An 11,740-nucleotide genomic window follows, 5' to 3' on the forward strand; every position below is an offset into this window, starting at 1 on the left:
TGACAACCTTTTCATATACTAAATAAATATTTAAAAAAAGTTTTTTTGTATATATTGACATAAAGATAAAAAAGATGTATGATGTTTTTGGATTTAAAGAGTAATATTTGAGCAAAATAGCGAAATATACTCTTTAAATTTTTTAAAAATCAGTATGAAAACGATAACATATTGATGGTTAAAAGGGAAACTGTCAAAGTATCACGAAAAAACGGAGGAAAGTATCTGACAAGGGGTGCTTATTCTTTCAAAAGAGAAAAGGAGAAGTGTATATGAAAAAAGCAATAGCAATTATTTGTGCGGGTCTGATGACATTCAATCTGGCGGCATGCGGAAGTTCCCAGACGCCTTCAACCACCGCTGCAAATGCAGCATCATCAGGAACGGAAACCAAAGCGGGGGGAACGGCAACGGATGGAGAAATCTTAATCGGATGTCTCCAGGACATTACGGGCGCTACTTCCAGCCTTGGCCAGATGGTGCAGGCAGGAGCGCAGTGGGCCGTGGATGAAATCAATGAGAATGGCGGAGTAAAAGGGAAAAAGCTAGTTATGAACACCTATGATACCAAGGCGGATGTAACAGAAGCTATTAACGCATATACAAAAGCGGTTACTTCTGACAAGGTTTCCCTTATCGTAGGACCGCCTGTTGCCAATATCGCTCTGGCTATCAAGGAAACCTCGGAGCAGTATGAAGTTCCGGTTATGGGCCTTGCCATGGATCCCAGTGCACAGCTTAAGGCGGATGGCACTCCATATAAGAACATGTTCTGTTTTCAGCCCAATGCGATCCAGCAGGGAGCGATTATGGCAAAGTACGCTATGAAGAACGGCTTTAAGACCTTCGGCGTTATTTATAATGAAAGTAATGCTTACTCGCTTTCTTTGAAAGATCCTTTCATTTCCACAATTACTGAAAACGGCGGTACGGTTGATGGGAAACAGCAGGTTGCTTATAATGCAAACGATACAGACTTTAAAACCTTACTGTCCCCTATCGTGAATGCAAATGTTGATGCCATCTATGCGCCAAACTACACCAAGGATCTTGTAAACATTGTTACGGCAGCACGTGCGCTGGGATATGAAGGTGCAATCATCTGCGGCCTGGATGCATGTCCGCCTTTCAACACTATGCTTGGTGGTAGCAGTGATGGCGTATATTGCATTAACAATGTGGATGACACGGAGCCGGAGCTTCAGAAAATGATTGCAGCGGTTAAAGAAAAAACAGGGGTAGAAGCTACCAACAAATTTTTCCTTGGATATGACATCGTTAAAATTGCCGTTAAGTGTCTGGAAGAAACAGGAACAGATGACCCCGCTGCTCTTCGTACTGCGATTGAAAATGTAAAGGATTTTAAAGGCCTTACCGGAAATATCTCCATTGATCCAAAGACTCATATGACTACCGGTCTTGATATGGTTATGTTTACCTATGAAGGAACAACACCAAAAATGTTGGAAAGATTCAGCGCAGATAACTAAAGCTTATAAAATGGATGGAGGCATATCATGTCACTGCAGATTATAATCAACGGCCTTGCGACGGGATCTGTCTACGCGCTGATTGCGACAGGCTTTTCATTGATATTTAATGTTTTAAAGTTTTCAAATTTCTCTCATGGTGCTACCATGACGCTGTGTGCATTTGTTGGATACTTTTTGGTAGCTTCCAAAGGACTGGGTTTGATTCCGACAATCCTGGTTGCGATAGTAACGGGCGGCTGCATTGCACTGATTGGAGAATTTGTGGCATTTCGCCGTATTATACAGCGTAACAGCTCTTCCGTATACTTTTTCGTTTCCTCTATTACTTTAGGAACGCTGTATGAAGGACTTGTTACCTTGAAAGTTGGGGCAAATTTTTACAGCTATCCTCAGTTCTTTAAAAAGGCGGCAATTAAGTTTGGGTCGGTTGTTGTTTCTACATCAGATCTCCTGATGTTCTGTACCAGCGCTGTTGCACTCCTTGTACTGGCCTATATTATTCAGAAAACCAGAATCGGCAGGGCACTCCGAAGCGTCAGCTTTGACAGGGATACTGCGAACCTGATGGGGATTGATGCTACACGGATTATTCAGTTTGCGTTTGTGGTTTCAGGTGCTCTTGCCGGACTTGCAGGTGTATTTCTGGGCATTAACTACACATTGTACCCGACTCTGGGCGGCCTGGTAGTAAAAGGATTTATTGCTTCGGTAATCGGAGGTCTGGGAAGTCTGCCGGGCGCGATCATCGGAGCCGTGCTTCTCGGGCTGCTTGAGACACTGTTAATCAGTACTGTGGGTTCGGGATACACCCCGGTATTTATTTTCCTTATTATGCTTGTGTTTTTATTACTCCGCCCAAGCGGAATTGCCGGCAGCAATATTCAGGAAAAGGCATAGGGGGTACTCACAATGATATTATACATGAATATTTTCACGCAGATATGTATTACGCTTGTTGCAGTTGCGGGCGTGTATGTTCTGACAGGACTTACGGGAATGTTCAGCCTTGGGCAGGCGGCATTCATGGCGGTTGGAGCTTATGTATCCGGTATTTTTGTCGTAAAACTGGGTGTCCCGTTTCCCCTTGCCTGTATCGCGGCTGTTATAATCGCGGTTGGTATTGGCTTTGTGGTGGGTATTCCAACCGTAAGGTTAAGACGGGATTACATATCCCTGGTTACACTTGGATTTGGAGAAGCGATTACCGCTCTGTTAAACAGAACGACAAAGCTTACAGGCGGCGCTTCCGGTTTCATCGGTATTCCGAAAAAAACCACAACGCTGATGGCATTCACGTTTGCAGTCATTGCAATCCTGCTGGTAAACTGGTTTAAAAACAGCAAATACGGACGCCAGTGCATTGCGATCCGGGGAGATGAGCTTGCGGCGAAGGCCATGGGAATCAATGTCCCAAAAATCAAAATCACATCGTTCCTATTGAGTGTTGCCCTTACCTCCTTCAGTGGCTGCCTGTATGCTTTCTATATTACATACGTGGATCCCAGCATTTTCGGCTGGAAGAAGAGCGCCGACTGGGTAATCATGGTTTTCTTCGGAGGCGTGAACAGTCTGACGGGATCAATCCTGGGAGCCACGATCTTAAGCGGTCTCCCGGAAGTGTTGAGAGGGCTTGCAAATTACAGAAGCATTATTTATGCAATCCTGGTATTGTTAATTATCAACTTTAAACCTTCGGGACTTTTAGGCGAGTATGAGCTTGCAGATTTGTTAAGAAGAAGAAAAGGCCGGGTAAAGCTGCAGAAGGAGGAAGACTGATGAGCTTGCTGGAGGTTAAGAATATTTATAAAAGCTTTGGCGGTGTAAAGGCTATTCAGGATTTTTCTATCCGTGCAGATGCGGGAGAGATCCATGGAATTATAGGACCAAACGGAGCCGGAAAAACAACTATTTTCAATGTTATATCCAATGTATACACGGCGGATCAGGGAACGGTGATGTTAGATGGGAAGGATGTAACCAGAAAAGAACAATATCTCGTTACGAGAGAAGGAATGGGACGCACCTTTCAGAATATCCGCTTATTTAAGGGACTTACCGTATTGCAGAATGTTATGTGCGCATTTGATCCCCAGTCGAAGTATTCCATAATCGGAGGCCTTTTTCCAACACCGAAACGCAAAAGCGAGGAAAAGAGAGGAATTGAACTTTGCGAACATTACCTGGAAATGGTGGGAATGGCTGACTATAAGAATGAACGGCCGGAAAACCTGGCCTATGGCATGCAGCGCCGTATTGAGATCGCAAGGGCGCTGACCTGTAATCCAAAGGTACTGCTCTTAGATGAGCCGGCTGCCGGACTGAATCCTACAGAGGTCCAGGAATTGACGGAGTTGATTTCAAGACTTTCCAAAGATATTGGATTTGCAATTCTTTTGATAGAACACAGGCTGGAGCTGGTTATGACCATTTCACATATCATTCATGTCCAGAACTTCGGAAAGACGATTGCAGTGGGTACCCCTGCAGAAATCCAGAGAAATCCGGAAGTAATTGAGGCGTATCTTGGAAAGGAGGAGGGATAACACATGGCAATGCTGAAAGTAATGGATTTAAGCGTCACCTATGGTCATGTCAGGGCACTGAAAAAGGTCCATGTGGAAGCGGATGAAGGGCAGATTGTCAGCATCATCGGCTCCAATGGAGCCGGAAAGACCTCTCTCCTGCGGACCATCTCCGGTCTGGTGAAGCCAGTCGAGGGAACCATCGAATTCCTGGGGGAGCCAATACCTTCCAAGTCAAGCAAAATCGTTGCGAAAGGAATTGTACATGTGCCGGAAGGACGTAAAACCTTCTCTGGCCTCACCATTCGTGATAACCTGCTGGTCGGCGGGTATTTACATCATAGAAAACAGCTGGAAAAAGATATTGAAGAGCAGTTTAAGCGTTTCCCTATTCTGAAAGAAAGAGAGCACCAGTTTGCCGGAACTCTCTCGGGCGGCGAGCAGCAGATGCTGGCTATCAGCAGGGGACTTATGGAGCATCCCAGGATTTTGCTGCTTGATGAACCCAGCCTTGGACTTGCGCCGATTATTGTAAACCAGGTGTATGATTTAATTAAGGAGATACGGGATTCCGGAATTACTGTTCTGCTTGTTGAGCAGAATGCGAGAAAAGCGCTTTCGATCTGCGATAAAGCATATGTTCTTGAAAACGGTATGGTAAACATCTGCGGAACAGGTGAAGAACTGATGAAGTCTGATGTGGTTAGGAAAGCTTATCTGGGAGGCTGATGCAGCGTCATTAAGTATCAATTTAGGGATAATGACAGGAGGAGAAAAGATGATACGTCAGTGGAATGAAGAGTCTATGGATCATCGCAATACACTGCTTTATGCGATGGGAATATCGCCTGAGGATGCGGCCAGACCTATAATCGGCCTGATAAACTCATGGAATGAAATGAATCCGGGACATTTCCCCTTTAAAGATGTCATCGCAGAGATGAAGGAGGAAATCTATAAAGCCGGTGGACTTGCACTGGAACTTCCTATCACCGGTGTCTGTGACGGAATTTGCTCCAATACACCGGGTGACCGTTACACGCTTCCGGCCAGAGATCTGGTATCGAGTGAAGTGGAGACGGTTGCAGAATTAAACATGCTGGAAGGCATGATTATCATGGCAACCTGTGACAAAGTTGTTCCGGGTATGATCATGGGCGCTTTGAGGGTGGATATTCCAACCGTTATGCTTACAGGCGGATACATGGCGGCAGGTCATTATAAGGGGAAAATGCTGACTCTGACCCATACAAAGCAGGCTTATGCAGCCTACATTGCGGGTGATATGAGCGAAGAGGATTACAAAGGAATCGTGAGAAATGCCTGCCCGACTCCGGGAGCCTGCCCCTTTATGGGAACGGCTAATACCATGTGCGCCATGGCCGAAGTTCTTGGCCTTTCTCCTCACGGTAACGCAAGTGTCCGCAGCCAGACCCCCCGTTGGCATGAGATGGCAAGGGAAGCGGCTGAAAAGATTGTGGAGGCAGTAAAGGAAGAAAGACGGCCAAGTGATTTTATAGAACAAAAGAGCTTTGAGAACGTCGTACGCTATATGATGGCAACGGGAGGTTCTACCAACAGCCTGCTTCACATCCCGGCACTTGCACGTCAGGTAAAATGCGATATTGTCCCTGAAACCTTTGATAGAATCAGCCGTGAAGTGCCCGTTATCAGCACCATTTATCCCAACCATCCAACTTATACAATGGAAGAATTTGATGCGGCCGGAGGGCTTGGGGCTGTTGTGAAAGAACTTGCCAAAGCAGGGAAAATCGATACGGCAGCAGGCGGCATGTTCGGCACCATCGGCGATAAGGCGGAACTTGTTGAAAATAATGATATGGATGTGATTCATTCTGTGGAAAATCCCATCCATGAACAGGGTGGACTTGCCGTTCTTCATGGCAATATCGGAACGGACAGTGCGATTGTCAAATTCAGTGCGGTAGATCCGGCAGCATGGAAATTTTCAGGACCGGCCAAGTGTTACGATTCTCAGGACGATGCCTGGAATGCGATTTTAAGGGATGAAATTGTGGCCGGCGATGTTGTAATTATCCGGTATGAAGGACCGAAGGGCAGCCCGGGAATGCCCCATATGGAGACATTTATGGCAGCTGTTCTCGGAAAAGGACTTGGCAGCCGGCTTGCCCTTGTATCCGACGGCAGATTTTCGGGTGCAACCGGCGGTCTTGCAATCGGACATGTGAGTCCGGAGGCTTATGAGGGCGGAAACCTGGCTTTGATCAAAGACGGAGATATGGTTTATATCGATGTTGAGGCGAGGATGCTGACGGTAGATGTGACAGAAGCGGAATTTGCTGACAGAAGAAAACGTTTCGAACCCGTTCATAAACCGGCTAAGGGATGGTTAAATCTTTACCGCAAAAATTGTACCTCAGCACACCGTGGAGCAACTGTATTTTGGGAAGACTGAATGCAATTAAACGACTATGCTGAAATTTCGTGTATATTCTGACAATGTGTGATAAAATTAGGGAAAAGAATCCATATTATGGAATTCACATATTGAGGTGATTGGAATGACAAATATTAAAGTGGTTGCAGAATTGGCAGGTGTTTCAGCGACAACCGTATCGAGAGTTTTAAGTGGAAAAAGTTATGTAAGTGATGACACAAGGATGCGTGTCATGGATGCCATCCAGAAAACAGGCTACAGCCCCAACGTCATGGCGAAAGGTCTGAAAATGGGCAGGACCAATACCATAGTCCTTATGCTTCCGGATATCCAGAACCTTATTTTTCCCATGATTACGCGGGGGGTCGAAGATGCGGCTAGACAAAAAAATTACACGGTAATTCTATGCAATACCGACGAAAACAGCGGTGTTGAAAAAGACTATATTTCTACTATGAAATCACGTCTGGTGGATGGGTTTATTGTAGGCTCCATGCTTCCAAACTCGATCCATATAAGAAACCTCCGCACAGAAGGATTCCCCCTTGTACTCATAAACCGCTTTTATGCCAAGGACGAGGGAAAAATAGATATTGTTGCCATAGATAACTTTAAAGCAGCCTATAATGCAGTCCGTTACCTGATCGGATCCGGACATAAAAAGATTGCTTTGGCGCTGGGGCGGGAGAACCTTTATTTGTATAATGAGCGTCATAGGGGTTACCGGGCGGCGCTTGAAGATCATAACATCCCTTATAATGAAAACCTGGTTATGAGGGAGGCGACAGGAAGCAGCAGCTTCTACAGCATGACACAGGCTTTGATGAACTCGGAAAACAGGCCGGATGCGATATTCGCAACCAGCGACCCGAAGGCATTTGTTATTCTTCATGCCCTTCATGAGATGGGGATCCGAATTCCGAAAGACGTTTCTGTACTCAGTTTTGACAATGTAACTCTTTCAGGGATGGTGGAGCCGCCGCTTTCCACTGTGGCACAGCCATTTTATGATATAGGTGTAAGGGCGACCAATAATCTGATTCATCAAATTCAATATAAAGATGAGAAGGGAGTGCTCCCCCAGCCTTTAAAAGAGCTGTTGGAGACAGATTTAATTATACGGGCTTCAACAAGATAGGAGATATATATGAGCAACCACTGGGGAATTAATCTTTGGAATTGGGAGAATGAACTGGGACTTAAATGTGTAGGATTGCCAGAAAAAGCCTTTAAGATGGGATTTACGGCAGTGGAACTTCCTATGACTTTTCCTGAGATTCCGAAGAAACTTGTGGATGAAATCCGTTCCCTGGATATGGAAGTGAGCCTTTGCGCCGCACTTGGAGCTGGGCGTGATCTTTCCAATTTTGATGATACGATCCGGAAGAACACAATAAAATATATGACGGAATGTTTGAAATCGGCGGAAGCAGTTTCCGCAAAAGTATTTGCCGGCCCTCTTTATACGGGGGGAGGGAAGAAACACCGGCTGTCTGTGGATGATGAAAAAAAAGAGTGGGAGCTTGCAGTAACTGGTATCCGTAAAGTTTCTGCCATAGCAAAAGAATGCGGTGTGCGGCTTGCTCTTGAACCTTTAAACCGGTATCGGACCAGCGTTGTCAATACAGCAGCTCAGGCGTTAAAGCTTGTTTCCGATATTGGAGAGGAAAACGTAGGGGTACATTTTGATACATATCAGGCCGGAATTGAGGAAGACAGCATCACGGATGCGTTTGAAGCCGTGCTGAAGGAAGAAAAAATGTATCATTTTCATGCCTGCTCCAATAACAGAGGAGTTCCGGGTCAGGGATTCTTTCCGTGGAAGGATTTATGGGGGTTGATGCAAAGATACGATTATAAAGGGCATATCACAATGGAAACATTTGCGCCCGGCGGCTTTGACGCCGGTTGGGTTCAGCCACAAAAGAGTGCGGATGAGATTGCCGAATCTGGAATCCTCTATATGAAGCAGCATGACTGGCATTAAAAATAAGGAGATGACTGAAGAATGGCGTCACATGAAAAGTTTAATTTTAAAACATTAAATGAGGTTGTAGAAAAAGTAAATTCTCTTGGTGTAAATATAAAATTCAGCGAAGATTTATCTCCGCTTCATGCCGAGGTAAAGGTAGGAAAACGGATTGCACCCAATGCAATTGCAATTCTTCCAATGGAAGGCTGTGATTCAAATCCCGATGGTTCTCCTTCTGAGCTTGTTGAAAGAAGGTATAAGAGGTTTGCGGAAGGCGGAGCGGGATTACTTTGGTGGGAGGCTTGTGCGGTTGTCGTGGAAGGACGGGCCAATCCGCTCCAGATGATGCTGACCAAGGAGAATATGCCGCAGTTTAAGGCAGTTGTTGAGCGCTGCAATCAGTCGGCAGTTGCCCGAAATGGAAAAAAACCACTGAATATTTTACAGTTAACACACTCCGGCCGCTATTCCAGACCGGAAGGCCATAAGGGAGCACCTATGGTTCCCCAGCATGACCCTGTTCTGGATCCGAGAGTCGGGCTTGCGGCAGATGCACCTGTCGTGACCGATGAATATCTGGACAATTTAACGGCTCATTATGTAGAAAGTGCGGTTTTGGCAAAGGAAGCAGGTTTTGACGGTGTGGATATCAAAAATTGCCACCGGTATCTTTTGAGTGAGTTGATTGCCAGCCACACAAGAGAGGGAAAATACGGCGGAAGCTTTGAAAACAGGAGCCGGTTTCTTCGCCAGACAATCCGTGCCGTCCGGGAAGCTGTGGGCGATGACTTTATTATAGCCTGCCGTTTCAATGTATTTGACGCTCATCCTTATCCCTATGGCTTCGGCTGTGATCAGAAAGACATGTGGAAGTTTGATCCCATAGAGCCAATGGCTCTTGTACGGATGCTGGTGGAAGAGGGCGTTGATCTTTTAAGCAATTCTGCGGGAAATCCCTATTATATTTATCCTCAGGTAACAAGGCCTTTCGACTTATCCAGCATGGGAGTCCCCACTCCGGATGAACATCCCCTTGAAAGCATGGGCCGTCTGTTTGAGTTCACACGGCAGATTCAGAAAGCAGCAGGTGATGTCCCTGTTGTGGGAAATGGTTATACATGGCTGAGGCAGTTCCTTTCTTATGCAGGTGCGGCAAACCTGGCCGACGGAAGCTGTAAATTTGTGGGTCTGGGACGTTCCGGCTTTGCATATCCGGATGCCCCCCGGGATATTCTGCTGAAAGGAGAAATGGATCCGAAGCAGTGCTGCGTCACCTGTTCAAAATGCACTCAGATTATGAGAGACCATGGAAGAACCGGCTGCGTCATCAAAGACAGCGAAATCTACGCGGGCTTTTATAAGGAGTACAGAGAGGAAGCTTCCATGCGTGAGAAAAGTTTCCAATGAAGGAGGACTTAAAAGTGAGTGTAAAAACCAGCAGAATTGGGAAAGTAATTGAGCCCATGAAAGCAATCATCGGGAAAAGGGATATTCAGTCTCCGAAAAAGGGTCAGGTTCTGATTAAAATTAAATCAAGTGCCATTTGCGGCAGTGATATCCACATTTTTAAAGGGAAACACCCTTCCGCCCCCCTTCCGATGACCATTGGACATGAATTTTCAGGAGATGTGGTTGAGATTGGAGAAGACGTTACCAATGTGTCTGTAGGAGACCGGGTAACGGTGGAGCCTTGTATTGTCTGCGGAACATGCGATGCCTGTTGTCATGGAGATTACGGATATTGTGAGAATATATCGTTTACATACAGAAATGGCGACGGAGCCATGGCTGACTATATTCTGGTCAATGAGCCGTATGTGTATAAGCTTCCTGAATACCTGACTTATGACACAGGTGCCCTGATTGAACCCTTGAGCGTGGCAACCCATGCGGTGCGCCGCGCAGATATCCGCCTTGGAGAGACAGTTCTAGTTATTGGAGCAGGCGCGATAGGAATGTTGATTGCGTCCATATGCAAAAAGAGCGGAGCTGCCGAAGTCATTATTGCGGATTTTTCTGATGAAAGGCTTGCAGCAGCGAAAAAGCTTGGCGCCACCATAACGGTTAATTCGGGAAAAACAGATCTGGAGGACGAGATACGCCGAATTACAAATGGAAAGGGTGTTGATAAGAGTTTCGAATGTGTTGGCCTGGAAGCATCATTTTTACAGGCGATGATGACGTTAAAAAAAAATGGCCTGGCCACTGTTATTGGAATCTTTGAGAATCCGCAGATCAATATTCCTGCAAGCAGATTTGTCACCCATGAAATTAAAATCCAGGGTGCTCAGGGATACTGCTGGGATTTCCCGATTGCACTTAAAGTTGCCAGAGAATTAGACCTTGAACTTCTGATCACCCATCATTTTCCTCTTGATGATATTCAGAAAGCTCTTGAAACTTGCCTTGATAGGAAATCGGGCAGTATTAAGGTCCTTTTACATCCTTAGAGACACGATTTAAGAGAAACACCCTGCGGGTATACGGGTATACCTTTATGCCCAAAAAGCATGGGTGAACAGATGAAAGGTGAAAGAGAAAGTGAAAAAAACAGCGATTGTAACAGGAGGAAGCCGCGGCATTGGATTTGCCATTGCTTATCAGTTGGGCCTTGACGGCTACAATGTGGTCATCATGGCTACTTCTGCCGAAGATAAAAATCAGGAAAATATGAACATGCTTAAAGCTGCCGGGATTGAATATACTTATGTCCAGGGAAATATTGGAGATTCCAAAGACAGAGAGAATCTTGTCAGAAAAACGGTGGAGAAATACGGTGCTGTCCACGTACTTATCAATAATGCAGGTGTTGCGCCAAATGTAAGGGCGGATTTGCTGGAGATGTCAGAAGAAAGCTTTGACCGTGTTGTGGGTATCAATACAAAAGGAAATATGTTTCTGACACAGGCAGTTGCAAACCAGATGCTGAAACAGCCCGTAGAAGGGAAAAAGCGGGGAACCATCATCAATATTTCATCCTGCTCTGCCGTTGTATCCAGTACAAACCGCGGAGAGTACTGTGTTTCTAAAGCAGGCATATCTATGCTGACAACCCTTTATGCGGACCGTCTTGCAGGAGAAAGCATTTTTGTCCATGAGATCCGCCCGGGAGTGATTGCTACGGATATGACCAGTACGGTGCAGGGAAAGTATGACACACTTATTGAGCGGGGCGCATTCCCGATTACCAGGTGGGGGATGCCGGAGGACGTGGCCAATGCGGTCAGCGTTTTTTGCAGTGATAAATTCCTCTATACAACCGGAAATTATATTGATGTAGATGGAGGCTTTCATATCCAGAGGTTATAATAAGCCTGATAAAACCATGTGAATG

Annotated in this window: 11 protein-coding genes; all 11 read left to right on the forward strand. The window is 45.7% G+C overall.

The features are described from left to right. The first annotated feature begins 272 nt into the window (after positions 1-272). Positions 273-1,490, forward strand: coding sequence for an ABC transporter substrate-binding protein (locus tag BMX69_RS03435; RefSeq protein ID WP_100041563.1), 1,218 nt, complete (start codon positions 273-275; stop codon positions 1,488-1,490). Positions 1,491-1,517: 27 nt separating this feature from the next. Further along, positions 1,518-2,390, forward strand: a complete 873-nt coding sequence (locus tag BMX69_RS03440) for a branched-chain amino acid ABC transporter permease (RefSeq protein WP_025232209.1) — start codon at positions 1,518-1,520, stop codon at positions 2,388-2,390. 12 nt (positions 2,391-2,402) lie between these two features. Continuing rightward, complete coding sequence (locus tag BMX69_RS03445) at positions 2,403-3,269, forward strand: branched-chain amino acid ABC transporter permease (protein ID WP_025232210.1); 867 nt, start codon at positions 2,403-2,405, stop codon at positions 3,267-3,269. Next, complete coding sequence (locus BMX69_RS03450; protein ID WP_054789386.1) at positions 3,269-4,036, forward strand: ABC transporter ATP-binding protein; 768 nt, start codon at positions 3,269-3,271, stop codon at positions 4,034-4,036. Before BMX69_RS03445 ends, BMX69_RS03450 begins: the two co-directional genes overlap by 1 nt. A gap of 3 nt (positions 4,037-4,039) precedes the next feature. Continuing rightward, a complete protein-coding gene (locus BMX69_RS03455; protein WP_054789387.1) occupies positions 4,040-4,744 on the forward strand; it encodes an ABC transporter ATP-binding protein in 705 nt (234 codons plus the stop codon). 49 nt (positions 4,745-4,793) lie between these two features. Next, the gene (gene ilvD, locus BMX69_RS03460; protein WP_100041564.1) at positions 4,794-6,452 is read left to right on the forward strand and encodes a dihydroxy-acid dehydratase; all 1,659 of its coding nucleotides are present in this window, start codon (positions 4,794-4,796) and stop codon (positions 6,450-6,452) included. Between the two features lie 106 nt (positions 6,453-6,558). Next, complete coding sequence (locus tag BMX69_RS03465) at positions 6,559-7,572, forward strand: LacI family DNA-binding transcriptional regulator (RefSeq protein WP_100041565.1); 1,014 nt, start codon at positions 6,559-6,561, stop codon at positions 7,570-7,572. A gap of 9 nt (positions 7,573-7,581) precedes the next feature. Further along, on the forward strand, positions 7,582-8,421 hold the full coding sequence (locus BMX69_RS03470; protein ID WP_100041566.1) for a sugar phosphate isomerase/epimerase family protein: 840 nt from the start codon (positions 7,582-7,584) through the stop codon (positions 8,419-8,421). A gap of 21 nt (positions 8,422-8,442) precedes the next feature. Then, on the forward strand, positions 8,443-9,813 hold the full coding sequence (locus BMX69_RS03475) for an oxidoreductase (protein ID WP_054789388.1): 1,371 nt from the start codon (positions 8,443-8,445) through the stop codon (positions 9,811-9,813). 14 nt (positions 9,814-9,827) lie between these two features. Next, positions 9,828-10,856, forward strand: coding sequence for a zinc-dependent alcohol dehydrogenase (locus BMX69_RS03480; RefSeq protein ID WP_242941346.1), 1,029 nt, complete (start codon positions 9,828-9,830; stop codon positions 10,854-10,856). A gap of 91 nt (positions 10,857-10,947) precedes the next feature. After that, positions 10,948-11,715 carry a 3-ketoacyl-ACP reductase gene (locus tag BMX69_RS03485; RefSeq protein ID WP_054789619.1) on the forward strand — a complete coding sequence of 256 codons (768 nt, stop codon included), beginning with the start codon at positions 10,948-10,950 and terminating at the stop codon, positions 11,713-11,715. The last annotated feature ends 25 nt before the right edge of the window (positions 11,716-11,740 follow it).

This window comes from Lacrimispora sphenoides JCM 1415, from assembly GCF_900105615.1.
Taxonomy (GTDB): Bacteria; Bacillota; Clostridia; order Lachnospirales; family Lachnospiraceae; genus Lacrimispora; species Lacrimispora sphenoides.

Coding starts and splice junctions, on each gene's coding strand:
- BMX69_RS03435 (WP_100041563.1), top strand. CDS start 273: ATGAAAAAAGCAATAGCAATTATTTGTGCGGGTCTGATGACATTCAAT.
- BMX69_RS03440 (WP_025232209.1), top strand. CDS start 1,518: ATGTCACTGCAGATTATAATCAACGGCCTTGCGACGGGATCTGTCTAC.
- BMX69_RS03445 (WP_025232210.1), top strand. CDS start 2,403: ATGATATTATACATGAATATTTTCACGCAGATATGTATTACGCTTGTT.
- BMX69_RS03450 (WP_054789386.1), top strand. CDS start 3,269: ATGAGCTTGCTGGAGGTTAAGAATATTTATAAAAGCTTTGGCGGTGTA.
- BMX69_RS03455 (WP_054789387.1), top strand. CDS start 4,040: ATGGCAATGCTGAAAGTAATGGATTTAAGCGTCACCTATGGTCATGTC.
- ilvD (WP_100041564.1), top strand. CDS start 4,794: ATGATACGTCAGTGGAATGAAGAGTCTATGGATCATCGCAATACACTG.
- BMX69_RS03465 (WP_100041565.1), top strand. CDS start 6,559: ATGACAAATATTAAAGTGGTTGCAGAATTGGCAGGTGTTTCAGCGACA.
- BMX69_RS03470 (WP_100041566.1), top strand. CDS start 7,582: ATGAGCAACCACTGGGGAATTAATCTTTGGAATTGGGAGAATGAACTG.
- BMX69_RS03475 (WP_054789388.1), top strand. CDS start 8,443: ATGGCGTCACATGAAAAGTTTAATTTTAAAACATTAAATGAGGTTGTA.